Here is a 24,643-nt window from a genome sequence, read left to right as displayed (position 1 = left end):
AGCAAAACACCCTCTAAAATTCTAAAATTTTTCCAGAAATCCGAAATCGAAACTCCGAATTCCGAAATATAATTATTCCGCTACTACTGCAAACGGAACCTGTACTTTAACTTCCTTGTGCAGGTTGATGTTGGCTACGTATTCACCAACAAATTTTGGCTCCTGGTCAAAAGTGATACGACGACGGTCAACTTCAAAACCTTCTTTTTTCAATGCATCAGCAATTTGGATAGTGTTGATAGCACCGAAGATTTTGCCTGTTTCGCCGGCTTTAGCACCAATGTTAAGTTTAACACCTTCTAAACGAGCTGCAATAGCATCAGCATCCTTGCGGATTTTTTCTTGCTTAAATTGAGCTTGTTTAAGGTTTTCGGCTAAAACTTTACGTGCGCTTTCAGTAGCTAATATGGCGTAGCCTTTTGGTAAAAGGTAGTTACGGCCATAACCTGGTTTCACATTTACGATATCGTCTTTATCACCCAGGTTTTTTACATCTTGTTTTAAAATAACTTCCATTTCTTAAATCTCCTATTATTTTAATGAATCTGTAACGTAAGGTAATAAACCGATGTGGCGTGCGCGTTTAACAGCCTGAGCCACTTTACGCTGAAACTTCAATGAAGTACCGGTTAAACGGCGTGGTAATACTTTACCTTGGTCGTTAATGAACTTTAATAAAAAGTTTGCGTCTTTGTAATCAATATACTTGATACCGTTCTTTTTGAAACGGCAGTATTTTTTACGGTTATCCTCCACCTTTGGAGCGGTAACGTATTTAATTTGTTCGTTAGCCATTAGTTTGCTGCCTCCTCTGCTTTAGCTGCTGGTTTTTTGTTAAAAGCACCACTGCGTTTTTTGTCATTGTAAGCAATGGCATGTTTATCCAAAGCAATGGTCAGGAAACGCAAAACACGCTCATCGCGCCTTAACTCTATCTCCAATTTGTTAATTAATTCACCCGGAGCCTTAAATTCAGTTAAGTGATAGTACCCTGTAGTTTTCTTTTGGATTGGGTACGCTAATTTTCTCAAACCCCAATTATCCTCCTGGACAATTTCGGCTCCGCCATCAGTAAGAATTTTGCTGTATTTGGCATTTGCCTCTTTAGCAGTCTCTTCTGAAAGCAACGGGGTTAGAACGATCACGATTTCGTACTGTTGCATTATACTTGATTTTTAATTATTTGCCCGCCATAACGGGGCTGCAAATGTAGAGGTAATTATTGAAACAATCAAATGTTTTTAGATGAAATGCTACGTGTATAACAGCAAATTAGCCCGGCAGCGCTATATTAGCAGTCAAATTATTATTATGAAAAAGAACCTGCTCCTTTTTATCGCATTTTTTTTAACAACAACCAGCGCAATAAAAGCACAAACAATAGGGCCCGCGCAACAACGCCTGCTTGATTCGCTTTGTAAAGAATTGTCCAAAATTGACGTGGCAAAGATATCTACCAAACAGGCTGCCAATGATGCTTTTGAAAAGTGTTTTGAAAACCATGCCGACTTGCTAATGGATGTAGCCAAAGAGCAAAATGTTGAGGTAACCGATGAACCGGCAATGAGTAAAGTAGGCGTGGAGATCGGTAAAAACCTGATGAAGCAAAAATGCGGATCTTTTATGCAACTCGCCATGAAAATGGGAAAGGATGGCGATGCTGAGGATACCGGTACCCAGGTTACTACCGGCGTATTTAAACGGATTGATACAAAGGGATTTAATTATATTGTTATAACAGATAAGGCAGCGGCCGAAAAATCATTTATCTGGCTCAGGCAGTTTTCCGGGTCTGAGAAATTTATAGATGCTTCACCGGCTAAACTTGCCGGTAAAAAACTCCAGATAACCTGGAAGGATATGGAAGTGTATCTGCCGCAAGCCAAGGGGTATTATACTGTAAAGGAAATAGTATCGATAGATATTCTGTAAACGAGGGAGAAATTGTGTTGATAAAAACAAAATTTTTTCTAAAACTTATGGCATAGCTTATGGTTTTACTTAAAAACTCATAAGCTATGCAACCCGCAACTATTCAAGCCGAAAAAGGAACAAGCAATCCGCTTACTTTCGATGAGATCTTAATGTATGGCGGAGGGGATGATCCCCTTGAAGGCGACTGGGATGACCAGGAAGATGAAGATTTTGATGATATCCTTGAGGATAAAGAAGATCTGCATGAAATACAGGTTGATGGCAGTATTGGTGAGCCCGACCCCGAAGATGATGATCATTTGCCTGATGATGATATTTAATATATTATGTGTTAAGTCTTGTTTGTTTGACCGCGACATATTAAGTTCCTTTTTGCTTATTCCTGTTTATTTTCCGTTGTTGCCTTAAAAGGTGATCAGGGCAATTTGTTTCACAAATTGAGTTAAAACAAAATTGCGTAACAATCATAGCGCATATTCTTTTGTGTCTATTTTTTTCTCCATGATTTAATTTTTTTCTACCTGAATCTCATATGGTTAAACATATAGTTAAATTTAATTTCAAGTTAAAATGCGAATGATGTAATTTATTTGCTACATTACAATTGTTTTTGTATTAGTAATAGTATTATAAATGTGATTTTAATAAAAAAACAATATTATTTTTAATAAATTATCATTTTTCGTTATTTGAAATTAATCGTTAGCCGAAACTGTCTGTTATGAAAAAATTAGTCGTCTTATTGCCGATATTATTATCTTTTTTTTAGCAAAAGCACAAAATCAGGATGTGCATATTAGCCTGGAGGCCCAGGGCATTGTCACTACCAACAATTCAGTGCCATTTTGGTTAAGGGCAAATCAGTTTGGCAGTATTCCGTTATCGGGTGGGTCCGGTAGCTTAATCGGAAAAATTCGGAAAGATTATGATACAACAAAAACTTACGACTGGGCCGCATCCTTTGAAGGTAGAGGAAATGCCGGAAATAATAGCAAGTTTATTTTAGTTGAGGGATTTGTAAAGGCCCACGCCGGTATTTTTGAATTGAAAGCTGGCCGTTCAAAGGATATTGTGGGGCTTGTTGATTCAACTCTTTCTTCAGGTTCTTTTTCAATCTCTGGTAATGCCTTGGGTATCCCCAAGATAAGTTTAGGTATACCTGACTTTTATAGTATCCCGGTTTTGGGAAAACTGTTTGCATTTAAAGCAACTTTGGCAAATGGGTATTTAGGGAGTGTTAAAGTAAGAACAGGCGAAAAACCGTCAGATTTTAAAGGCTATTACATGGAAAATACCCTGTCCTTAAAAATAGGTAAGCCATCATGGAGATTTGATTTTTTGGCCTCTTATAATCACGAAGCATTATGGGGAAATGAAAGGCGTGTTTTTAAACGGTTTGAATTGTCTCCAGTCGACACCTATTGGTATGTGCTTTCTGGTAAACTATATCAGGGCAGTAAGGTTGGTAATCATTTAGGTTCAATAGATATAGGTGCTCAATATAAATTTGATGCACTTACAATTTCGGTATATCGTCAAAGCTTTTATGACATAGGTGCTTTAAAGTCTCTTGCAAATATAGCCGATGGTTTAAATGGTATAAGCTTAGTTAATAATAAACCAATTCAGAGTAGTTTTTACTGGAAGAAATTTTTATTCGAATTTTTATATACGGCGAACCAGGCCGGCACATTAAGTTCAAAACCAACCAAGTCTGGCGCCGAAAATTATTATAATAATTATGAATATGCAGAGGGTTGGTCATATAATGACATTGGCTTGGGTACGCCATTTATAACCACAATAAATGATGTGAAGAGCAAAGCAGGAAAAACATGGCAGTTTTTTATAAATAACAGGGTACTTGCTTTGCATGCTGCAACGCAGGTTTATGTAAACAACTGGCTTTATACAGCCAAATTATCCTATTCTAAAAATATGGGAACATTTGAAAATGGCACCGAAATATATCGTTCTTTAGGAGGGAAGTTAAAATATCCACCCCATTATGGTACCTTTAAAAAAGTGAATCAATATTCGACGTTTGTTGAAGGTTTGAGGCCTTTAAGAAATGGTTATTCTGTTGGATATGATCTGGCATATGATCATGGGGGCCTGCTTTACAATTCGTTTGGTATTATTTTAAAGCTGTCAAAAACATTTATGTAATAATGCCGGGTTTAACATGTGAAGAGGCCGGTGTGTAAAAAAATTAGCAAAACCGCTCTTTCACCAAATCTAATTTCTCACTACCTTAGCACTTGTGGATAATTTCATTGTTTCGGCCCGTAAGTATCGCCCGGCTACTTTTGAAACCGTTGTTGGTCAGCAACATATAACCAATACGCTCAAAAATGCTATAAAAAATAGCCAGCTGGCACAGGCATTTTTGTTCTGTGGTCCACGTGGTGTGGGCAAAACTACCTGCGCGCGGATCCTGGCTAAAACCATTAATTGTACCAATTTGCAGCCCAATGGCGAAGCCTGCGGCGAATGCGCTTCATGCAAGGCTTTTGAAAACGGAAATTCTTTTAATGTTCATGAGCTTGATGCTGCTTCAAACAATTCTGTTGATGATATCCGCAGTTTGATTGAACAGGTACGGATCCGCCCCAGGCGGCACGTTACAAGGTTTATATTATTGATGAGGTGCACATGCTGTCGCAGGCCGCTTTTAACGCGTTCCTGAAAACACTTGAGGAGCCACCTCATTATGCCATATTTATATTGGCTACTACCGAAAAGCATAAGATCCTGCCAACCATTCTTTCGCGCTGCCAGATCTTTGATTTTAACCGCATCAGGGTTGAGGATATGGCCAACCACCTGGCATCAATTGCCGGCAAGGAAAGCATAGGTTATGAACCCGACGGCCTGCATATCATAGCCCAGAAAGCCGATGGCGGTTTGCGCGACGCGCTTTCGATGTTTGATCAGATCGTGAGTTTTTCGGGGGGAAGGTAACCTATCGCTCGGTTATTGATAACCTGAACATACTTGATTACGATTACTACTTTAATATAACCGGGAGCCTGCTTAAGGAAGATACCGCTAAAGTATTATTGTTTTTTGATGAGATCCTTTCGCGCGGGTTCGATGGCGCTCATTTTATAGCCGGGCTTTCTGAACATTTCAGAAATCTGTTGGTGGGGAAGGATCAATCGACATTAAAGCTGCTTGAGGTGAGTGAAGGCATTAAAACAAAATACCTGCAGCAATCGCAGCAGGCATCGGTGTCGTTTTTGCTCTCGGCCATGAATATTGCCAATCAGTGCGATATTAGTTATAAGCTCAGCAAAAATCAACGGCTCCAGGTTGAACTGGCATTACTTAAGATGTGCCACCTGCCATCGGTGTTTAACCTGGCAACCACACCACTCACTGTAACTTCCGCGACCGACGGGGACTAAAAAAACCTGATACCTCAACAGTAACGTCTGTTAACGGAGCGCAGGCAAGCCCTGCTGTATCTGTGGTGAGCGAAGCCGCACCGGTATACAGTGCCCCACCAAAAGAGGTTGTAACGCCATCTGTACAGGTAAAAGAAACAATAACATCGCCTGCTGAAAAGCCTAAGATAGTAATGCCTTTGCGAAGTACGCTCACCCCTTCATTAACCGGTGAAGTTAAAACGCAGGAAGAATTACTTGAAGAAGAGGACCCATATTTAAAAGGAGAGGATAAAGAGGATTTTACCATGGATGCCTTTTTGCAATGCTGGAGCGATTTTGCTGCATTTGCAAAAAAAGAAGGTAAAAAAACTTTGCTAACCGTTCTTACAGCGGGCGCGCCGCGCATGCTAAAGCCCTATGTTTTTGAAGTAATAGTAGGCAATATGGTGCAGGAAAATATTTTCAGGGATGAAAAGCCCGTTATGTTGAATTACCTGCGCAGTGCACTTAAAAATTTTACTATCGAGGTAAACGCCAGGGTTGATGAACAAAAGGTAGTACGTAAGCCTTATACCGCGCCCGAAAAGTTTCAGCATATGGCAGCCCGCAACCCGCAGCTGCTGGAGTTGAAGAGCCGGTTTAATCTTGATTTTGATTAACCGGGTTTTAAATGCTGAGCAGTGAACTTGATTAAAAATCCACAACTCAGCAGTTAATAAATTATCTCAGGGGTTACCTATCATTTTTGGGGTATCCTTCTTCGTCAAGGTCGTCCCGGTCGTCTTCGGGAGTGTGAGAAAGGGCGGCATCAACCGGATCAATCTCAACGCTTTCTCCGTTGTCAATGTGCATTCCCAATTCATCTACATCGGTTTCAAGCGAACGGTCTTCGTCAAATTCGCCGTCTACATCGTAAGGGTTTGCCTCGTCATAGGTGGAGTTAAAATCCTCGCCGTTTTTTGCGGCAGTATGATACGGATCGGGATGGTCATAATCCGGGTCATCGCTTTTAACATCGTATTCGTAGCTATTATCGTCCGGGTTATAATTTAGGTCCTCCTTATCAATGGTTTCGCCCAGTTCATCTTTTAGGTTTTCGTCGCGATCAGGCAGATCATCATTGAAACCTGCATCGTCTATTTGATCGTTGTTCATAGGTTTGTTCTTTTATTATATAAATATACGCAGTAAAAATCCTGCCAAAAAGCAAATCAATCAAAAAAGATTTAGCCTAAGCTTAATAATGGATCTGTTTCCGGTAAGATGTAACACCACCAATGGCAAATTTAAAACCTAAAGTAACCTGCGAATACGCGTCGTTATGCGCGCCGGCAACGTAGGCGTCCAGATTATCGCCCATAATAAAATTGTATTGGTAACCCAGGTCAATTTTAACTGCAGGCTGGTTGTAACTGTTAAACAGCTTAAACTCATAACCCAGCCTTAGTGGTATAAATATTTCATTTGTTTTGCGTTCGTAGGGCAATACCCGGCCCTGCTCCAATAAAAGCGCATCCTCTGTCCTGTATACAACATTATTATTAATGTATCCTAATCCCGACGACAGGTAAAGGTTTTTAAAAGCATTGGCTATAGCACTTCTCGAGTAGTCAATCAATTCGCCTGCCTGTACCTGCACCCTGAAAGTGTAAGCACTGAAATGGTTTTCAAATTGCCTTTGTGTACTTGTAGCCGGCGAACCGCCTTTTAAACGGCCTACCTCCACATTAAATATATAATTTACAAACGGGCTTTGATTGTAAGTAAAGTTAAGATTTATGGAAGGTGTTGTTTTTAGGGTTTGCACATCGGTAGAACTGGCCTGGTTGATGCCTGCGGCAAAGCCAACGTCATATTGTGCATAATCAAAGCCTATTTGGGCTTTAGCTAAAAAAGATACAGAACACAGCAGGATTATAATGGAGGCTTTTAGTATGGATTTTATCATAAATAAACGGCAGCACCTGTATAAAAGGAGCTTGTTTTATGGTAAGCGTTTTATTTTATAAAAATAGCACCAAAGTTTATAAAAACAACAATGCCGGTACTAATAATTGTCATTATAACGAAATCTATAATTTTTCATTGCGTTATTTGATAAAATTGATAAAGTCAATTTTATATATTTGGGCCGTTTGTATAACAAAAACCACATCAGGCATGTCAAAAATAAAAGTAGAGAATCCGGTAGTTGAACTGGATGGCGATGAAATGACCCGAATAATCTGGAAATTCATTAAAGACAAATTGATTACCCCGTACCTTGATCTTGATATTAAATATTACGATCTGGGTATAGAGTACCGCGACCAAACCGACGACCAGGTAACTATTGACGCAGCTAACGCAATTAAGCAATACGGCGTTGGTATTAAATGTGCTACTATTACTCCCGACGAAGCAAGGGTGAAAGAGTTTGGGTTAAAACAAATGTGGAAATCGCCAAACGGTACTATCCGTAACATATTGGATGGTACTGTTTTTCGTGAGCCTATTGTTATGTCCAATGTACCCCGCCTGGTACCTAACTGGACAGCGCCTATCTGTATTGGCCGTCACGCGTTTGGCGATCAGTACCGTGCTACCGATTTCTTAACCAAAGGCAAAGGTAAATTAACCGTTAAGTTTACTCCTGAAGATGGCGGCCCCGAGCAATCATACGAGGTATTTAACTTTAAAGGTGATGGTGTTGCATTAACGATGTACAATACCGATGAGTCTATCAAAGGATTTGCGCATGCCTGCTTTAACCAGGCTTTAATGAAAGGCTGGCCTTTATACCTTTCAACCAAAAATACCATCCTTAAAAAATATGATGGCCGCTTCAAAGATATTTTTGAAGAGATCTATCAAAATGATTACAAACAAAAGTTTGAAGCAGCCGGTATCACGTATGAGCACCGCTTAATTGACGACATGGTTGCATCGGCCCTGAAATGGAACGGCAACTTTGTTTGGGCTTGTAAAAACTATGATGGCGACGTACAGTCAGATACTGTAGCACAAGGCTTTGGTTCATTAGGTTTAATGACCTCAACCCTGGTTACTCCTGATGGTACTGTAATGGAAGCTGAAGCTGCCCACGGTACTGTAACCCGTCACTATCGTGATCACCAGGCCGGTAAGCCAACTTCAACCAATCCAATTGCCTCTATTTTTGCATGGACAAGAGGTTTGGAATTCCGTGGCATCTTAGATAAGAACACTGAACTGATCAATTTCTGCAAGGCTTTGGAAGAAGTTTGTATTGAAACTGTTGAAAGCGGCAAAATGACCAAAGATTTGGCCATCACCATTAAACCAAAAGTGGAGCATGGTACCGATTACCTGTACACCGAAGAGTTTTTGGCTGCAATTGACGAAAACCTGAAAAAACGCTTAGGTAAATAATTGCCAGGCGATTTAAATAAGAAAAAGCTCATACATTATAGTATGGGCTTTTTTGTTACACATTAAGCTGAGTAAACCAATTTAGCGTTTTCAATTTTCTATTTAACTCCTAACTTAGCGGGCAAAAATACACAACACTATGTCGGCATTATATCCATTAAAATTTAAAACCATATATAAAGACAAGATATGGGGCGGTCAAAAGATAAAAACCTATTTGCATAAAGATTTTGGCAGCCTGCCCAACTGCGGCGAAACCTGGGAAATATCAGGCGTAAAATCTGATGTTTCGGTTGTAGCTTCGGGCGCTTTGGAAGGTGAATCACTAGCCGACTTATTAGAGCAATACAAAGATGAGCTGGTTGGTAAAAAGGTTTATGATCACTTTGGCAACATCTTCCCGTTATTGGTGAAATTTATTGATGCCAATGATGATCTTTCAGTACAGGTACACCCCGATGACAAGTTGGCCAAAGTACGCCATAACTCATTTGGTAAAACCGAAATGTGGTATATCATTGAAGCCGATCCGGGTTCGACACTGATTACCGGTTTTAATCAGGAAATGACCGAGCAAAAATATGTTGATGCTTTAAACAGCGGTCATATCATGGATATCCTTAACAAAGAGGATGCAGTAGCTGATGATGTTTTCTTTTTACCCGCAGGCAGGGTGCATACTATTGGCAAAGGTTTATTGATTGCCGAAATTCAGCAAACATCTGATATTACTTACCGTATTTACGATTTTGACCGTGTTGATGATAAAGGCAATAAACGCGAGTTACATACCGAAGAAGCTCTTGCCGCTATTGATTACAAGCATTATCCCGAATATAAAACCCGATATGAACCTAAAAAGAACGAGACTGTAAAACTGGTTACCTGCCCTTATTTTACTACCAATGTGCTCGATTTTGACGAAAGTACATCGAAAGACTATTCGGCACTTGATTCATTTGTGATCCATGTTTGTGTTGAAGGCGGTTATACTGTAAAATATAACAACCAGGCATATGCGGTTAAAATGGGCGAATGTATCCTGTTACCAAAAAGCATCGATAAAGTTGAGTTGGAAACAACAGGCGGCTTTAAAATACTGGAAAGCTATATTGAATAATAGCATACGGTTGTTTCCTGCGTTTATGAAAAAACAAATATATTTTTTAAGTCTGGCCACAGTAGCATTACTTGCGGGTAATGCCTGCAAAAAAGAAAAGGGTGAACCTGTAAATGCTTATGCAGGTAAGTATTCGCTGATATCAGAAACGAATATAAACATCACCACCGGTCACTCAGATACCTATACAAACGTTGTATCTCCATGCATAAGTGATAACCAAACTAACCTGAAAGGTGACGGCACATGGACAGCCGCTTACGTAGGCGCTGAAGATTGTTATGTTTCAAGGACTGATAATAGTTACACTATTATTGGGCAAAAGGGGGCATCTGCTTCAGGTTCCTGGGTGCAAAGCGGTAACCGGATAAAGTTTACTTTGTCTAATAAATCTGTTTCATACGGCGTGGTGAGCAATGTAGGCGGAAAAGTTCAGCTTACATTTAAAGATACCTCCCAATACTTTATTTCTACTTCGGTATTAATGAAGCAATAATAAATACGGAGCCTTTTAGGTTCCGTATTTATTTACTTGCTCGTTCACTTGCAGTTAAACGTTGTCAAAAACCTCTTTTAACTGATTTATTCTTACAGGTTTGAACAGATAGTCAGAAACCTCAGAAATATTTTTAGCCCGGTAGATATCGTTAAGATCAACTGACGAGCTCACGATATAAATAGCGATCTTTTTCCCCGTTTGGGGCTTTATTTTCGCAAATTCATGCATAAACTCCCAACCATCCATAACCGGCATATTAATATCCAGTAATATTACATCGGGTAAGTTATAATCTTCGTTTGCTTTTTTCAATGCGTAAATGGCTTCTTCTCCATTTACAAAATGGCTTAATTGGGTATTCAGCTCCTTTATGCTTATTAATTTTTTTAGGCCGTAAACGTAAATACTGTCATCATCCACAATCCAGGTGTTAGCCGGACTTCGCTCTGCAATCATCTCTTGGTAATTTTAATTATACCAATCTGATAGTAAATTTTGTGCCAACGTTTACTGTACTGTCAACTTTAATGCTTCCGCCTAATGCTTCAATCTGGTTACGGGTTATAAATAAGCCAATGCCTTTGGCATCCGTATTTTGATGAAATGTTTTATACATGCCAAAAATCTTATCGCCATAACGGTTAAGATCGATACCAATGCCGTTATCTTCAAAAATGAGATAAATATGTTTCCCTTCTGTAAAGGTATAGCATTTTATAACGGGCTGCCTGTCGGGGTGACTGTATTTTAAAGAGTTGGTAAGCAGGTTTTGTAAAATACTTTCCATGTAAGCCGGTATATAACTGATCTCGCGGCATTGCGTAAAGTCACTCTCTACGTGGGCGTTTATGGTCTCAATATTATTTTTTAGTGCCGAGCAAATGTTTTTGAACATCGGCTCCAACTCAACCACCTTCCGCTCTTTGGTAATTTCAGTTTGAATCTTAACTATTTCGTTGATGTGTTCGATGGTCAGATCCAGGCTGTCGCTGATGGTTTTAATATGCGAAAAGATCTCCTCCCGTTCTTCAGTTGTTTCGGTTTGTTCAAACAGGTTTACCATAAATTGAAGGTTGCCCGTATGCGAACGAAGATTATGTGAAACAATGTACGCGAAGTTTTGCAGGCGGCGGTTTTGGTCGGTCAGTAAATTTATCGACTGTTCAAGTTTCAGCAACTTTCTTTTTTCGCTGTCGATATCCTGAATAACCCCTTTAACAGATGTGCATTTGCCCAGGTGATCAATCACTGGTACAGCCTTTACTTTTAACCATAACATATTGTTTTTGGCCGAACGTAAAAGCAATTCAATATCAAAAGGCCTGCTATCTTCAACGGTATGGTTAATAGCATTTTGTAAAACAGGCCGGTACGGAGGCTCAAAAAAACTAATAAACTCTTCAACACTCAGTTTTAAATGATTTTGAAGATCAAATAAATCATATACCTGTTTTGACAGCACAATGGTATTGAGGTTTTGAGGGTCAATTTCCCAGATGCCTAAGCGTGCTGTTTTAAAGGCATCATCATTGGTGATTTGGTTATTTGCCGATAATAAGTCGTCTTGTTTGTAACGGTTGATGTTTATAAGCGAGCCATAAACCATACAGCCATGCTCATCGTCCAGTTTCCTGATAGCGGTTTCAAACCACTGGTACCCGTTTTTTTGTTAAAAAACGTAATTGAAGTGACGGTGTGTCTTCCGTTATCCTGTTGTTAATGGCGTTGAAAAAAACGGTTTATCGCCGTGGTAAAGCAGATGTTCAAAAAAAGTATAAGCATCACATTCAATTTCATTCACTTGATAGCCTAACAGTGTATAGAAGCCCGTTGACCATTTTACTTCCCTTGTATTGAAATTGTATTTCCAGATCCCCGTATCCAGATCATTGATCAAAGGGGTAAGATGTACATCATCGCCGGAAAGTTTACCCTTTTCAAAAAACTCATATCAACAATCTGTTCACTAATTCAATTTGTTTTTGACACGTGCATATGATTAAAACGTGTGCCATGATTTGAACTTTTTATAATTTATAACCATTAGTTGTGTGTCGTGTCTTCTTCTCAATCATTATTCCACATTTGCCCGGGTTCAAATATAATATTTTTGATACTTTATAATGTATTCTTTTACTGGTATTTACGGTTTGGAGAATATTTGACTATATCTACTACTAATTGAAGTAATATTTTACAAAAATATGCTCAGACTCTATTTTTTGTGTTGAAAAATGAAGGTATCCTTCATGAAATTGTTTGATGTAATTTAATTGTAAAAAATAGCGGGTACTAAGTTAATAAATATGGGTGAACTATTATTGGTTATTATAATGTCCTATTTTACAGGCAATTTGCCGGAGTTTAACTTTGTGGAAAAATATTAAATCGTTATTTGCTTATTAGTTCATCAAGCGCGTTTTTTGCAATCCATTTGGCTGATTTGCTGGGCTGGCCATAAATATTTTGTGCAGTGTTAATGGCTTTAACTTTTAATATATTATTCCGTTTGCCTATTTGGCGTAAAGCCCAGTTAATAGCTTTTTTAACAAAGTTCCGGTCATCCCAGGCTTCCCGCTCCATAATAGGAAACAGGTTTGTAAATATTTCTGTCGGGCGCCGTTTTATTATGAACTGCATATTCGGCCATTAAAACAAAACCGGCACGTTTTACAAATTCCTGCTCATGACTGCTATACTCAACAGCTTTATCAATGGCAAATGGGGTGCGGTCAAAAAGATTACCGCAAACCTGGTCGCAAATATCCCATGAATAAAAGTCGCCGGTCCAGCTGTCCATTAGTTCGGGGGTAACCTGTTTAGGATCGGCTATCATGGAGGCCAGCATCCGGGCTTCATGTATTTGCGTATCCCAAAGTGCTAAAGCCAGCTCATGATCTTTTTTAATGATCTTAGCCAGTTTGCGGATCTCCGGCAATTTTACCCCTAAAGCCCTCGAATTATCAATACCAAAACGGGCCATGCCTTTTAAGTACGCAGCATCAGCTTTTTCTTTAAGCTGTTCAAGTACAAATAGTACGTCATCCATTTAATTGGTCATGCTTTTCTTTTGGAGGGTATTGTGAATCGGCACTACCTGCATCAGCGCCGCGCTGCAATAAAAAGGATGAAGCTCCATCACTAAGGCCCCTGCTTTGATGGCTGGATCGGTTTCGGTGAGTTTTTGGGCTTCTTCTACGGTTTCTACATTAAAAATAAAGATCCCACGTAAGGGTTGGTTATCCAGAAACGGACCGGCCACAACTAACTTACCCTCGGCAGCAAGCCGGCCAATATTTTTAAGGTGCGCCATTTGCAGCTGCATATTAGCCGCCGAATCTTTGAGTTGCGTTGGCCCTTCTTTTAAAAAGGCTATCACATACTTTTTCATGCCGTAATCATCAGCCCCAAGCTTTTTAGCCAGGACAGCATCGTAAACAGGTTTTGAAGCAGCAGTATCCTGAGCTAAGCAGTTAAAGCTTAATGCAACAGCGGCAATGATGAGTAAAGCTTTCTTCATAAAAGTAATTATTGATTATATCAAATATAAATAATGCTGGCAAATAAAAAGCCGGGCAACCGCCCGGCTCCAAATCATAATTTCAATATTAAAAATCCGAAATCTAAATTCCGAAATCCGATATCAATCAAAGATTTCCCCTTACTTCCTGTTCTCGTTCAATGGCCTCAAATAGGGCTTTAAAATTACCGGCACCGAATGATTTGGCACCCTTGCGCTGAATAATTTCAAAGAACAGGGTTGGCCTGTCTTCAACAGGCTTGGTGAAGATCTGCAACAGGTATCCTTCGTCATCACGATCGACCAAAATACCTAAGCGTTTTAATGGCTCAAGGTCTTCATCAATATGGCCAACGCGGTCGATCAGGTCATCATAATAGGTTGAAGGAACAGTTAAGAACTCAACGCCACGATTCTGCAGCTCGGTAACGGTGGCTACAATATCATGCGTTGCAAGGGCCAGGTGCTGTACACCTTCATCCTCATAAAATTCAAGGTATTCTTCAATCTGCGATTTCTTTTTACCCTCGGCAGGTTCATTGATCGGGAATTTTACATAGCCGTTCCCGTTGCTCATCACCTTGCTCATTAAAGCCGAATACTCGGTCGAGATCATTTTATCATCAAAGGTGAGGATATTACGGAAACCTAATACTTCCTCATAAAAATTAACCCATTCGTTCATTTTATGCCAGCCCACGTTGCCCACGCAATGGTCAACATATAGCAGGCCGGTATCTGTCGGATTGTAATTATTTTCCAGCTTTTGATATCCCGGTAAAAACAAGCCTTTGTAGTTTTTACGTTCAATGAACATGTGCACCGTTTCGCCGTATAATTTAATGCCGCTGGTTCGTACTTCGCCGTTTTCATCAGTCAGGGTTTGCGGTTGCTGGTAAGGCTGGGCACCTCGTTTGGTGGTTTGCTCAAAGGCATCGTAGGCGTCGTCAACCCAAAGGGCCAATACTTTCACACCATCGCCATGTTTTTTAACATGATCGGCAATAGGGTGATCAGAGTGAAGAGGAGTGGTGAGCACTATCCTGATTTTGCCTTGCTGCAAAACGTACGATGCCCTGTCGCGCACCCCGGTTTCGGGGCCGGCATAAGCCAGGTTTTGAAAACCGAAGGCCGTTTTATAATAATGGGCCGCCTGCTTGGCATTGCCAACATAAAATTCCACATAATCGGTACCGTTAAGGGGTAGGAAGTCAGCCCCCTCTAAATCTCCCCCGGTAGGGGAGACTTTTTTATCTAAAGTTTGTGTGTGCATTTTAATTAGTGATTTAGTGAGTTAATGATTAGTGATTTTGGCATTACGGCTAATTGCCTTTCAGCTTTTACCTTTCGCCTTTAACCTCACATTTGCCAGCTCTTATAATAATTTTCGTCCTCAATCTTAATCGCGTCTTCCGTGAGCATCAGCGGCCTGAACGGATCGATCATCACCGCCAGCTCATCTGTTGATTCTTTGCCTATTGATTTTTCAACCGAGCCGGGGTGCGGGCCATGTGGGATGCCACCGGGGTGCAGGGTGATCTGCCCTTTTACCACGCTTTTGCGGCTCATGAAATCGCCATCTACATAATATAACACCTCGTCGCTGTCCACATTACTGTGGTTATAAGGTGCAGGGATAGATAACGGATGGTAATCAAACTTGCGGGGCACAAAGGAGCAGATTACAAAGTTATTACCCTCAAAGGTTTGGTGTACCGGAGGCGGCTGGTGTAAGCGCCCGGTTATGGGTTCAAAATCATGGATAGATAGCGCCCAGGGATAATGGAATCCATCCCAGCCCACAAAATCAAAAGGATGAGTGCCATATATATAGGGATAAATAAGACCTTGCTTTTTGATCAGGATCTTGAAATCGCCATGCTCATCATAAGTTTTCAGATCGGCCGGTAGTTTGATATCGCGCTCGCAATAAGGAGAATGTTCCATCAATTGACCATATTGGTTTCGGTAGCGTTTTGGCGGCCGGATAGGGCTAAAGCTTTCCACAATGAAAAGCCGGTTGCCCATGCCGTCAAACTCCATCTGGTAAATGGTGCCGCGGGGGATCACCAGGTAATCGCCGTATTGAAACTTGATATTACCAAAGCCTGTTTTTAAAGTACCTGTGCCTTCGTGAATAAAAACTACTTCATCGGCCTGGCTGTTCTTATAAAAATAATCGGTCATGCTTTGGCGCGGCGCTGCCAGCGAAATATGCAGATCGCTGTTTACCAGTACCGGCTTGCGGCTTTGCAGGTAGTCATCCTCGGGCTGGATATTGAAACCTATCAGACTGGTATGCTTCAGGTGTTTTTCGCGTGCTATTTTGGGCTCCACGCTGTAGGGCTCGCCAAGGGTTTTTACAATGGTGGGTGGGTAGGCGTGGTATACCAGCGAATAAAGGCTTGAAAAACCTTCTGTTGACACCAGCTCTTCGGCATATAAACTACCATCGGGCTTACGGAATTGCGTATGCCGCTTAGGCGGAATTGATCCTAAACTATGATATAGAGGCATGAATTGGTTTAATTGGTTAACAATAAAACGTATAAAATGCTGATTTGTGTTCGGGCTAAAAAGTCCGTAACGCCTAGCCTGACCATTTAATAAATAATGGTTAAAAAAGATAGAGGAAAGAGGAGGGGAAATTAGTATTGCGCCAGCACGATCTTGGCAAGCATAGCATCTCTGAACGATGACGCATCGCTCATGGAGGTTAACCCCAATGAAAACAGGAAATGCATTTGTACGCGTAACATGATACTAAGTTAGGGGGATTATTTTTAGGATGCAAATTTAGGGTTGAATAGTGAGTGGTTGATTAGGTGAGTGGTTAGTTATTTTTTAATTCTTACGCCGCCGCTCGGCTCCAGCCGAGTGGCGACTATAAAACGGCCTCTGGCCGCCGGCATGATGTATACAGGCCAGAGGCCTGGGAATAATTACCACTCGGCTGGAGCCGAGCGGTGGCAGTATATCTTTATATACGCCCGCGAGAGAGACCACTCAACTTAATCAACCATTCACTATAATTCCCTCAATCAAAATCATTAGCTTTGATTATACCAATTAAGCTACTCTATGAAATTAGTATCCTATAAAACCGAAGACCGCGAACATCTTGGCGTTTTTGTTAATGGCCACATCTACAATTTAAACTCATGCGATAAGCTGATCCCTGATAACATGAACGAATTTTTATGGGGAGGGCCAGAACTGATGGAACATGCCGCGCGGGTTAATGAAGAAATCCGGTCGGGAAAGATAGAGGCTAAAGAGGAACTGTTTTTTGAGCTAATGGCCCCGGTGCCGCACCCAACATCATGCCGCGATGGTTATGCGTTCCGTCAGCATGTGGCTTCGGCAAGGCGTAACCGTAAGCTGGATATGATACCCGAGTTTGATCAGTATCCTATATTTTATTTCACTAACCATAACGCTGTACAAGGGCCCGGCGAAATTGAATGTATGCCCGATCATTTTCAAAAGCTTGATTTTGAGCTGGAAGTTGCCGTTGTTCTCAATAAAAAAGGACGTAACATTACCGCCGCCGAAGCCGATAGCTTTATTGCCGGTTACATGATCATGAACGATATGAGCGCCCGCACCCTGCAAATGGAAGAAATGCTGCTGAACCTTGGCCCGGCAAAGGGTAAGGATTTTTCGACGGTGATTGGTCCCTGGCTGGTAACGCCCGACGAACTGGAGCAATATAAAGTACCTGCAAAACCTGGTCATACAGGGAATGCCTATAACCTGGAGATGAAATGCGTGGTGAATGGCAAACAGGTATCGGCAGGTAATATGGCCGATATGGACTGGACCTTTGCCGAGATCATTGAGCGAGCTGCCTATGGTTGCGATGTTTTACCGGGCGATGTAATAGGTTCGGGCACGGTTGGCACAGGCTGTTTTCTTGAACTGAATGGCACCGGCGTACTTAATAATGCCGATTATGAACCACAATGGCTGCAGCCGGGTGATCTGGTTGAAATGGAAGTTACCGGTTTAGGGATGCTGGGGAATATTATAGAAAAAGCGGATAGTAATTTTTCGATCTTGAAGTTAAAGAAGTAAAAAGAATATACCACACTATTGCAAATAATTGTGTTATTGCGAGAAATCATTAGGGAAACTCCGGAAAAAATGGTAATGACGTATAAAATACGTTTTAGAGATGGTGTGCGGGGCGCGTTAGTGATAGGAGCGGATACCGGCCTTGTGGCTAATGCCTGTGCAGTATGAGCGTATAGCACGGGCCGCAGGCAACGCTCATGTTTATAATATCGATCAAAAAAATATTTAATAACCAACAACTTACAACCAAGTCATTATAAGCGTAGCGTGGCACCCGCATGTTATACAGTGTGGCTTTGCTTACGCGCTATTGCCACCCTACGCTCGCAATGGCATGTTTTATAATATTTACCCATGCCAACCATCCATATATCCGATCTTTCTCCTGTTCAACTGCAAAGCTACCTGAACTTTGCGGTAGCACCACGACCGATTTGCCTGGCCTCAACGGTTGATAAAGCCGGGAATGTAAACCTGAGCCCATTCAGCTATTTTAATATTTTCAGCGTTAATCCGCCCATTTGTATTTTTTCGCCATCGCGCAGGGTAAGGGACAATACCACCAAACACACGCTCGAAAATATCAGGGAAGTGCCCGAATGCGTGATCAATATTGTTAACTATGATATGGTACAGCAAACTTCGCTCTCAAGCGTAGAATATCCTCAGGGCGTTAATGAGTTTATTAAATCGGGTTTAACGCAGTTACCTTCGCAACTGGTAAAACCCCCGCGTGTGGCCGAGTCATACGTACAACTGGAATGTGTGGTTAACGAAGTGATTGAATTGGGGCAAAGTCATGGTGCAGGTAATCTTGTGCTTGCCGAAATTAAGCTGGTCCATATTAATGATGCCGTTTTAGATGCAGAGGGCAAAATAAACCAGGCCAAAATGGACCTGGTTGCCCGGCTTGGCGGCGACTGGTATTGCCGGGTTACTAAAGATAACCTGTTTAAAGTAGCCAAACCCAATACCAAAATGGGCATAGGTGTTGATGCACTGCCTTATGCTATCCGTAACTCAAGGATCCTTACAGGTAACAACCTCGGGCAATTGGGTAACCTCGAAGCTATACCCGGCGATGAAGCTATTGAAGCCTTTGCGCTTACCCCGGAGATAAAAGAAGTACTTGATGCCACCATCGGCGATAGTCAGACCCGTGAGTTGCAATTACATTTGAAAGCTAAGCAATTGCTTGAAGAAGAGCGGGTTGAAGAAGCTTTGATGGCGTTGCTGATGGAATGATAGCTGAATATGTATTCTTCTGCCAGTGTAGTACGGATCATCAGCTACATCCCTTTAAAGTCTGTTATAGTATTTCCATCATACCGGTACACTCCACCTACAGCACCAAACCAAATATTTCCTTTATCATCTTCTAAAATCCCAAAAACCATTGGCTTATTAGTTATTTCGGTTACTGATGGCTTTTTATCAGACAAGGATTTTTCATCGTAACGAGAAAGCGCCCAGGCCGCTGTATTAGCGCTAAAACCAGAAAGTACCCTGTTAGGGTTATCAGCATTTTCTGAACTTGTCCAAATGTTTCCTTTTTTATCTTCGTAAACGTAACCCGCAAATTTCCGGGTGAAATTGGTAAATGAACTACCATCATAGCGCCACAGTCCATCACTGCCGGCGAGCCAGATATTGCCCTTTTTATCTTCCATTACAGAACGAACGTTGGTAAAAGGTTTACCATTACGGCTGAAAACGTTAAATATTTTTCCGTCGTACACAAAGGTGTTGCCTCTTGTTGCAAACCAAAGCTTGCCCGTTCTGTCTTCAATAATTGAATTAACTTCATAAGGTGCCCTATCCGGAAATGTTTTCCCTGTTGGGTCTTCATTCATCCCATTTCCGTTTATGATATAATTCCGAAATGATGTTCCGTCATACCGGCTTGTTCCACCCCGAACGCCGAACCAGATGCTGCCTTTTTTATCTTCATAAATACTTACAACATCATTATTGAGAAGGCCATCCTTTATTGTAAAATTGCGAAAGGATTTACCATCGTAACGGTAAGCACCTGAACCGATAGAGCCAAACCACAGGTTGCCTTTCTTATCTTCTAAAACAGAAAAAAAGCGGGCCGAAGTCACTTTACTTGTGATATTGGTAAAAGATTTCCCATCGTACCGAAAAATGCCATCAAAAGCAGCAATCCAAATGTTGCCTTTTTTATCTTGTATGATATTACGGGTAATTCGGTTAGGCCCGGCGAAAGGAACTACGTTCTCGGCATGTTTTTGCTGGGCCTGTACAGGGAAATAAATTACTCCTGCCAGCAGAATAATCAGGCAGGAGAAAACGTTTCTTTTCTTTTTCATATCATATCAAAGTTGATCCAGCGAAATTACTTTGATACCTCTCCGTCAGAAGAACCAGGATTGTAAATAAAAATGTAAACTTTGTAAATAAAGCCTCCATATTATGCCTGGTGGCCGAAGCCTCCTCTCCCAGGGAGTGCAAATACTTATTTGGATTGACATTGAGCTGATAACACCGATCACAAGCTAAATATTTGAGCCCCAACCGCGTAATTAAAAAAATCAACGGTCAATACGCGTATTCCTTCCCTTTAAGATGATAATCAACTGGTAGCTGTCGTTTTTCAAATAATTCGTAAGCCGGTTTGAGGTTGCGCCAAAAGGCATCCTGTTTGTAAGCCGCATAGCGCTTTAAGTTTGCGTCATCCATCCGGAAAGGGAAAATATCAACACGAACTTGCTTTTGGCCGGCTACAAACGCCTCGTAAACCAGGGTATAAATTTCTTCAATGCGCGCATCAGTCATGGCATAGCAACCTATAGAAGCACAATGCCCATGTACCATGATGGCGCTGCCGGTATAACCTTTAGCTTTATCAATGGCATTAGGATAGCCTACATTAATAGCCAGGTAATAGTTGCTTACCGGGTTAAGTTGTTTGGGTTCTATGGTATATAAGCCTTCCGGGCTTTTACCATCGCCGCTGCGGGTTTTGGTACCTAATCCGCCTGAATATGTGCATACGTCATAAGTTTTAAAGAGCTGGTATTTATTAGCCGATTTTACCCATACTTCAAGTACGCTGATGTCTTTAATGATACGGAGGTACACTGGGCCATAGGGGCAAAGCCTTTATCTTTAAGTTCTTTCTGAAGTTTAGGCCATATTTTAAGACGTACATCGGTGGCCCGTTTGCTGTCGGGGATTTCGGTTTTGTGAAGTGCTAATAATAGAATCAGCAACAACAACGTAATTGGTTTAGGCATTGGTTAGGTTTTTAACTATAATTATAGTTAACGGAGTTATTGGAAGGAAATTATGTGGGAGGGGAGATTTTTTGTTGGCTAAAAATGCAGGTTATAGTCTCCATGTCATTGCGAGCGCAGCGCGGCAATCGCACGGATGCATAGCCGCTCTGTATAGCATGCGATTGCTTCGTCGTCCCTCCTCGCAATGACATTTTTTGTTGTAAGCAGTTGGTGCTATATCCCCAACACCTGCTTCAACTTCACATACCCTGTTTTACTTACCGGGATTTTGGCACCCGATTTCAGGATGGCCAGGTGCGCGTCTTTTTCGTATGGATCGATACGGGTGATTTGTTGTATGGCTACGATGTAGGAGCGATGAACACGAACAAAATGATTAGGATCAAGGGTTTGCTCAAAAAAGCTCATGGTTTTGTTTTTGAGGTACGAGCCTTCTTTGGTGATCACACTTACATAATCATCATCAGCCTGCAAATACTCAACATCGGCAACGGGGATGATCTTTACCTTAGTGCCAGTTTTTACCACAATACGCTCATGCTGCGCAGGCGACTGGGTAGCGGCGGTTTCCAGCAACTCTTCCGTTTGTTTAACAGCCGGTTTTGGCGTGGCTGAAGCCAGGAATTTTTCAACCGCTTTATTAAAGCGTTCTTTACTGAATGGTTTTAATAAATAGTCAACCGCGTGTGCTTCAAAAGCTTTGATGGCGTATTCGTCAAATGCGGTAGCAAATATTACGGCAGGAGGCTGTTCAACCAGTTCCAACATTTCGAAGCCGGTAATTTTGGGCATCTGGATATCTAAAAAGACCAGGTCGGGCTGGTGCTGTTGAATGGCTTTAAGGCCTTCAAAGCCGTCGTTGCATTCCTGTATCAGTTCAATGTCTTTAAAATCAAGCAGGTATTCCCTTACAACCATGCGGGCTAAAGGTTCATCATCAATAATTAAAGCTCGCTTCATAGTTGCGGTATTTTTATAATGGTTGTGTACAGATCATCGCTCGCATGGGTTTCCATTAAATCATTGCGGGCATACAGCAAATATAATCGCCGTTGCACTCCCCGCAAACCAAAACCTGTACCTTTTTTTGGTTTAGATGTTTGCGGATCGTAAGGGTTCTGTACCATTAAGTTCAGGTAGCCATCCTCAATTTCACCGCGAATGCTCACTGTAACTTCGCCTATGGTGTCGTACAGGCCAAATTTAATGGCATTTTCAACCAAAGGCTGTAACAGCATGGATGGTAATATGGCACTTCCGCATTTGGGGTCACAGCTTATTTCGGTTTGTAGGCGGTGGCCAAAGCGTACTTTTTCTATGTCGAGGTAGAGGTTAAGATGCGCCAATTCCTCGGTAAGGCTAACCTGCAGCTGATCGTCCTTTTTAAGTGTTCCGCGCAAAAAGTCGGATAACTGGTGGATCATCCTGCGGGCCTCATCTGGTTTAAAGCCAATAAGCGCGTTGATGGAATTTAAGCTGTTAAACAGGAAGTGGGGCTGTAGTTGCTGCCTCAAATTATATAATTCGGCCTCGCGGGCCAACTGCTCAGCTTCGGTTTTGCGTTTCAGGGTTTCTTTCTGATCCAATTGCGAAAACCATAACAAACTGATCATCGCCATCCACCCTATAGCTAAAAAGTCGGTAAAAAAGCGGATGGTTAACGATTGGGCCAGGAAACCGGTGTAAATCGTATCGCTGTTAATTAACGGCAAAAGGTAACGGCAGCCGGCCGTACAGATCCCTGCAAGCGCAACACACCATATAAAGAGATTAATATAGCTGCCCTTGCCCGGTTGGTAGTAACGTAAGTTGTTATTGATAAGCCAGCATGCACATGAAAGCAATATGGCGCTTAACAGGCCATCGGTAGCGGCGGTGAACCATAAAAAACCAAAACTATGGATGATGTAAGTTTGCAATGCAGCCCAGGCCACACCGCATATTACAAATGCCGCGTATAGTTTTGATGATTGTATTGATGGAACTTCCAAAACGGGTTACTTTCTGTGGTTTTAAGGTTTAATTTCTGATGCCCAATAAGGCCGACTTATGATGCGCCCATGCAATGTACAGGTCGGCATCGGGTGTTTCGTGTATGTTGTAATACAATTCAGCACCGTCGGTAAGTTCGCCAAGCTGGTTAAGCTCGGCTACATCAATAAATTGCCATTTAACGGTTTGTTTTTCAATATTCTTGAAGCTATCCTGGTTGGCGTGACCTATCCGGTTAGCTTTTTCATAAGCTACCAGTTCATTATCTGCGCTGATCAATCTTAATTGCTCATCAAATTGCGCCTGATGGTCGCCATCCCCGCTTATCACCCTGAAAACTAATTTTGCTACGTACCAGTTCATGTTTTTATGCTTTTCGTAATTAGCTGCCTTGATTAATTAATAACTGCGGATATCCACCCCTGCAAATATGGATACGCCTTTAAGCACCAGCACCTTTTCGCTGCCTACACTTGCGGTGCTCCTGATGCGTTTATCATCAACACTGGCAAAAACCGCCGCCAGGTCAGATACTACCTGCCAGTTTGATGGCACAATAATTTTGGTGCCGCCGAAGATCTGGGTAATGTCAATGATAATGCGGCCGTTAATATCTGCCTGGGTAAAATCAAGCTCGGCCCCGCCAAATATGTTTACGATATCACCACCGCGGAACTGTTTGGAAAGAATGGTTTTGTTAACCCCACCAAAAATGGATACAGTATCGATATAATCATCGCCAGAATATTTGGTGTTGTATTGCTGTTGTTTTTGTGCGTAAGGATCAACCGGGGGATCTCGCTGCCTTCTTCTTTTACGGTGTAGTCAACAGTTTCGGCTTTTTCAAATTGGAAGGGCTCTTTTTTATCCCAGTTGGCCCATTTCTCTCCTTTGAAATCGTTTTTCCATTGCTGCGGATCAAAATGTTTGTTGCGCCTTAATATCAGCCACATACCAAATCCAATTACAGCTAAGGGCCAAAGAATACGGTCGGAATTATTGATGTTTTTGCTGAGCAGAAGCAATACACCTAAGCCTACCAGCAAAAGCCATGAGGCTTTTTTGTACTGATGCTTTGAGCCAATATAAAGCCCCCAGAAGACAAGCCAAAATGGCCACAAAACAATATTATGTGGTATAAAGAAGAGGTTGAACTGCTGAAGCAGCAGTATGCTGCCTACAGCAAGTAAAATGATCCCGGCAACAGACTTACCCTTGTTGGGATCTTTTGGATGTTCTATATCGTTGTTCATTGTATTATCTGCAAATTGAAATCATATCCAAAACTAAGGTAACATTATAGTTGAGCCAAACAAAAACTGGCGACGTATTTAAAGAAATCGGTGAAGGGGGATGTTTTGGCGGTGAAAAAGTTGCGGTTGATTTTTTATCATCCGGCAAAAATAAAAATTTGTATGTTGCGACGGTTTTTTATCTATAAATAACCATACTAAA

At 41.5% G+C, this 24,643-nt stretch carries 32 protein-coding genes and 2 pseudogenes; 13 read left to right on the top strand and 21 right to left on the bottom strand.

Going from position 1 to position 24,643, the window contains the following annotated elements:
* Positions 1 to 72: 72 nt before the first annotated feature.
* From rplI to rpsF, 3 genes are read right to left on the bottom strand one after another with little or no spacing between them, the layout of a single operon-like run.
* Positions 73 to 516: a 50S ribosomal protein L9 gene (gene rplI / locus ACRQ5D_RS01745; protein ID WP_091166691.1), complete on the bottom strand. Its 444-nt coding sequence runs from the start codon at positions 514 to 516 to the stop codon at positions 73 to 75.
* Between the two features lie 15 nt (positions 517 to 531).
* On the bottom strand, positions 532 to 795 hold the full coding sequence (gene rpsR / locus ACRQ5D_RS01740) for a 30S ribosomal protein S18 (protein WP_022833472.1): 264 nt from the start codon (positions 793 to 795) through the stop codon (positions 532 to 534).
* The gene (gene rpsF / locus ACRQ5D_RS01735; protein ID WP_090528512.1) at positions 795 to 1,163 is read right to left on the bottom strand and encodes a 30S ribosomal protein S6; all 369 of its coding nucleotides are present in this window, start codon (positions 1,161 to 1,163) and stop codon (positions 795 to 797) included. Before rpsF ends, rpsR begins: the two co-directional genes overlap by 1 nt.
* Positions 1,164 to 1,311: 148 nt before the next feature.
* Between rpsF and ACRQ5D_RS01730 the strand changes: the two genes are divergently transcribed.
* From ACRQ5D_RS01730 to ACRQ5D_RS01700, 7 genes and pseudogenes are all read left to right on the top strand, one after another.
* Positions 1,312 to 1,932, top strand: coding sequence for a hypothetical protein (locus tag ACRQ5D_RS01730; protein WP_129571863.1), 621 nt, complete (start codon positions 1,312 to 1,314; stop codon positions 1,930 to 1,932).
* A gap of 86 nt (positions 1,933 to 2,018) precedes the next feature.
* Positions 2,019 to 2,255 carry a hypothetical protein gene (locus tag ACRQ5D_RS01725; RefSeq protein WP_090528506.1) on the top strand — a complete coding sequence of 79 codons (237 nt, stop codon included), beginning with the start codon at positions 2,019 to 2,021 and terminating at the stop codon, positions 2,253 to 2,255.
* A 469-nt stretch (positions 2,256 to 2,724) separates the two neighbouring features.
* Complete coding sequence (locus ACRQ5D_RS01720) at positions 2,725 to 4,104, top strand: capsule assembly Wzi family protein (protein ID WP_431199003.1); 1,380 nt, start codon at positions 2,725 to 2,727, stop codon at positions 4,102 to 4,104.
* A gap of 94 nt (positions 4,105 to 4,198) precedes the next feature.
* Positions 4,199 to 4,677: pseudogene (locus ACRQ5D_RS01715) on the top strand (AAA family ATPase); the annotation flags it as partial.
* A gap of 72 nt (positions 4,678 to 4,749) precedes the next feature.
* Entirely contained in the window at positions 4,750 to 4,899 is a 150-nt protein-coding gene (locus ACRQ5D_RS01710; protein WP_432329684.1) for a hypothetical protein, read from the top strand.
* Positions 4,900 to 4,913: 14 nt separating this feature from the next.
* Positions 4,914 to 5,345: a hypothetical protein gene (locus tag ACRQ5D_RS01705; RefSeq protein ID WP_432329682.1), complete on the top strand. Its 432-nt coding sequence runs from the start codon at positions 4,914 to 4,916 to the stop codon at positions 5,343 to 5,345.
* Between the two features lie 65 nt (positions 5,346 to 5,410).
* Positions 5,411 to 5,986, top strand: coding sequence for a hypothetical protein (locus ACRQ5D_RS01700; RefSeq protein ID WP_432328393.1), 576 nt, complete (start codon positions 5,411 to 5,413; stop codon positions 5,984 to 5,986).
* A 73-nt stretch (positions 5,987 to 6,059) separates the two neighbouring features.
* On the opposite strand, the gene ACRQ5D_RS01695 is transcribed toward ACRQ5D_RS01700, so the two are convergent.
* Positions 6,060 to 6,482, bottom strand: coding sequence for a hypothetical protein (locus ACRQ5D_RS01695; protein ID WP_091166701.1), 423 nt, complete (start codon positions 6,480 to 6,482; stop codon positions 6,060 to 6,062).
* Positions 6,483 to 6,564: 82 nt separating this feature from the next.
* Entirely contained in the window at positions 6,565 to 7,275 is a 711-nt protein-coding gene (locus tag ACRQ5D_RS01690; protein ID WP_091166703.1) for a hypothetical protein, read from the bottom strand.
* 212 nt (positions 7,276 to 7,487) lie between these two features.
* Between ACRQ5D_RS01690 and ACRQ5D_RS01685 the strand changes: the two genes are divergently transcribed.
* The 3 genes from ACRQ5D_RS01685 to ACRQ5D_RS01675 all read left to right on the top strand — a co-directional run bounded on the left by ACRQ5D_RS01685 (position 7,488) and on the right by ACRQ5D_RS01675 (position 10,333).
* Positions 7,488 to 8,717 carry an NADP-dependent isocitrate dehydrogenase gene (locus tag ACRQ5D_RS01685; protein ID WP_090529643.1) on the top strand — a complete coding sequence of 410 codons (1,230 nt, stop codon included), beginning with the start codon at positions 7,488 to 7,490 and terminating at the stop codon, positions 8,715 to 8,717.
* 139 nt (positions 8,718 to 8,856) lie between these two features.
* The gene (locus tag ACRQ5D_RS01680; RefSeq protein WP_091166704.1) at positions 8,857 to 9,837 is read left to right on the top strand and encodes a type I phosphomannose isomerase catalytic subunit; all 981 of its coding nucleotides are present in this window, start codon (positions 8,857 to 8,859) and stop codon (positions 9,835 to 9,837) included.
* A 25-nt stretch (positions 9,838 to 9,862) separates the two neighbouring features.
* A complete protein-coding gene (locus ACRQ5D_RS01675; protein WP_091166706.1) occupies positions 9,863 to 10,333 on the top strand; it encodes a hypothetical protein in 471 nt (156 codons plus the stop codon).
* Positions 10,334 to 10,387: 54 nt separating this feature from the next.
* Here the strand turns inward: ACRQ5D_RS01675 and ACRQ5D_RS01670 are convergent, their stop codons facing one another.
* The 8 genes from ACRQ5D_RS01670 to ACRQ5D_RS01635 form a co-directional block, all read right to left on the bottom strand.
* Positions 10,388 to 10,792 (bottom strand): response regulator, encoded by a 405-nt coding sequence (locus ACRQ5D_RS01670; RefSeq protein ID WP_091166708.1) that lies wholly within the window; start codon positions 10,790 to 10,792, stop codon positions 10,388 to 10,390.
* Between the two features lie 16 nt (positions 10,793 to 10,808).
* Entirely contained in the window at positions 10,809 to 11,942 is a 1,134-nt protein-coding gene (locus ACRQ5D_RS01665) for a sensor histidine kinase (protein WP_431199001.1), read from the bottom strand.
* A 99-nt stretch (positions 11,943 to 12,041) separates the two neighbouring features.
* The gene (locus ACRQ5D_RS01660) at positions 12,042 to 12,233 is read right to left on the bottom strand and encodes a hypothetical protein (protein ID WP_432328392.1); all 192 of its coding nucleotides are present in this window, start codon (positions 12,231 to 12,233) and stop codon (positions 12,042 to 12,044) included.
* Positions 12,234 to 12,727: 494 nt separating this feature from the next.
* Positions 12,728 to 12,919, bottom strand: coding sequence for a DNA alkylation repair protein (locus tag ACRQ5D_RS01655; protein WP_432328391.1), 192 nt, complete (start codon positions 12,917 to 12,919; stop codon positions 12,728 to 12,730).
* Entirely contained in the window at positions 12,897 to 13,385 is a 489-nt protein-coding gene (locus ACRQ5D_RS01650) for a DNA alkylation repair protein (RefSeq protein ID WP_432328390.1), read from the bottom strand. Before ACRQ5D_RS01650 ends, ACRQ5D_RS01655 begins: the two co-directional genes overlap by 23 nt.
* Positions 13,386 to 13,856: a YciI family protein gene (locus ACRQ5D_RS01645; RefSeq protein ID WP_091166714.1), complete on the bottom strand. Its 471-nt coding sequence runs from the start codon at positions 13,854 to 13,856 to the stop codon at positions 13,386 to 13,388.
* A gap of 127 nt (positions 13,857 to 13,983) precedes the next feature.
* Positions 13,984 to 15,129: a 4-hydroxyphenylpyruvate dioxygenase gene (hppD, locus tag ACRQ5D_RS01640; RefSeq protein WP_091166716.1), complete on the bottom strand. Its 1,146-nt coding sequence runs from the start codon at positions 15,127 to 15,129 to the stop codon at positions 13,984 to 13,986.
* Positions 15,130 to 15,215: 86 nt separating this feature from the next.
* Positions 15,216 to 16,373: a homogentisate 1,2-dioxygenase gene (locus tag ACRQ5D_RS01635; protein WP_091166718.1), complete on the bottom strand. Its 1,158-nt coding sequence runs from the start codon at positions 16,371 to 16,373 to the stop codon at positions 15,216 to 15,218.
* Between the two features lie 564 nt (positions 16,374 to 16,937).
* On the opposite strand from ACRQ5D_RS01635, the gene ACRQ5D_RS01630 reads away from it, so the two are divergent.
* Both ACRQ5D_RS01630 and ACRQ5D_RS01625 read left to right on the top strand, forming a co-directional pair.
* A complete protein-coding gene (locus ACRQ5D_RS01630; RefSeq protein WP_091166719.1) occupies positions 16,938 to 17,933 on the top strand; it encodes a fumarylacetoacetate hydrolase family protein in 996 nt (331 codons plus the stop codon).
* Between the two features lie 354 nt (positions 17,934 to 18,287).
* The gene (locus ACRQ5D_RS01625) at positions 18,288 to 19,178 is read left to right on the top strand and encodes a flavin reductase family protein (RefSeq protein WP_091166721.1); all 891 of its coding nucleotides are present in this window, start codon (positions 18,288 to 18,290) and stop codon (positions 19,176 to 19,178) included.
* Positions 19,179 to 19,222: 44 nt separating this feature from the next.
* Here ACRQ5D_RS01625 and ACRQ5D_RS01620 read toward each other — a convergent pair whose 3' ends face one another.
* From ACRQ5D_RS01620 to ACRQ5D_RS01585, 8 genes and pseudogenes are all read right to left on the bottom strand, one after another.
* Positions 19,223 to 20,266: a ligand-binding sensor domain-containing protein gene (locus ACRQ5D_RS01620; RefSeq protein ID WP_091166723.1), complete on the bottom strand. Its 1,044-nt coding sequence runs from the start codon at positions 20,264 to 20,266 to the stop codon at positions 19,223 to 19,225.
* A gap of 229 nt (positions 20,267 to 20,495) precedes the next feature.
* On the bottom strand, positions 20,496 to 21,038 hold the full coding sequence (locus tag ACRQ5D_RS01615) for a L,D-transpeptidase family protein (protein ID WP_091166725.1): 543 nt from the start codon (positions 21,036 to 21,038) through the stop codon (positions 20,496 to 20,498).
* Positions 21,039 to 21,409: 371 nt separating this feature from the next.
* Positions 21,410 to 22,156, bottom strand: a complete 747-nt coding sequence (locus tag ACRQ5D_RS01610; RefSeq protein ID WP_091166727.1) for a LytR/AlgR family response regulator transcription factor — start codon at positions 22,154 to 22,156, stop codon at positions 21,410 to 21,412.
* On the bottom strand, positions 22,153 to 23,187 hold the full coding sequence (locus ACRQ5D_RS01605) for a sensor histidine kinase (RefSeq protein WP_256337400.1): 1,035 nt from the start codon (positions 23,185 to 23,187) through the stop codon (positions 22,153 to 22,155). The genes ACRQ5D_RS01610 and ACRQ5D_RS01605 overlap by 4 nt, the downstream gene beginning before the upstream one ends.
* A gap of 28 nt (positions 23,188 to 23,215) precedes the next feature.
* The gene (locus ACRQ5D_RS01600; RefSeq protein ID WP_090528450.1) at positions 23,216 to 23,551 is read right to left on the bottom strand and encodes a DUF4288 domain-containing protein; all 336 of its coding nucleotides are present in this window, start codon (positions 23,549 to 23,551) and stop codon (positions 23,216 to 23,218) included.
* Between the two features lie 36 nt (positions 23,552 to 23,587).
* Positions 23,588 to 23,743, bottom strand: a complete 156-nt coding sequence (locus tag ACRQ5D_RS01595) for a hypothetical protein (protein ID WP_431198999.1) — start codon at positions 23,741 to 23,743, stop codon at positions 23,588 to 23,590.
* A 3-nt stretch (positions 23,744 to 23,746) separates the two neighbouring features.
* Positions 23,747 to 23,839: pseudogene (locus ACRQ5D_RS01590) on the bottom strand (LiaF transmembrane domain-containing protein); the annotation flags it as partial.
* Positions 23,840 to 23,841: 2 nt separating this feature from the next.
* Positions 23,842 to 24,441, bottom strand: a complete 600-nt coding sequence (locus ACRQ5D_RS01585) for a LiaF transmembrane domain-containing protein (protein ID WP_431198998.1) — start codon at positions 24,439 to 24,441, stop codon at positions 23,842 to 23,844.
* A gap of 50 nt (positions 24,442 to 24,491) precedes the next feature.
* On the opposite strand from ACRQ5D_RS01585, the gene ACRQ5D_RS01580 reads away from it, so the two are divergent.
* Positions 24,492 to 24,629 carry a hypothetical protein gene (locus ACRQ5D_RS01580; protein ID WP_167516053.1) on the top strand — a complete coding sequence of 46 codons (138 nt, stop codon included), beginning with the start codon at positions 24,492 to 24,494 and terminating at the stop codon, positions 24,627 to 24,629.
* Positions 24,630 to 24,643: the final 14 nt, after the last annotated feature.

Source organism: Mucilaginibacter sp. P25 (assembly GCF_050859465.1).
Taxonomy (GTDB): Bacteria; Bacteroidota; Bacteroidia; order Sphingobacteriales; family Sphingobacteriaceae; genus Mucilaginibacter; species Mucilaginibacter gossypii.
Note: the sequence above shows the minus strand (reverse complement) of the source record. Positions and strands in the feature narration are given on the sequence as shown.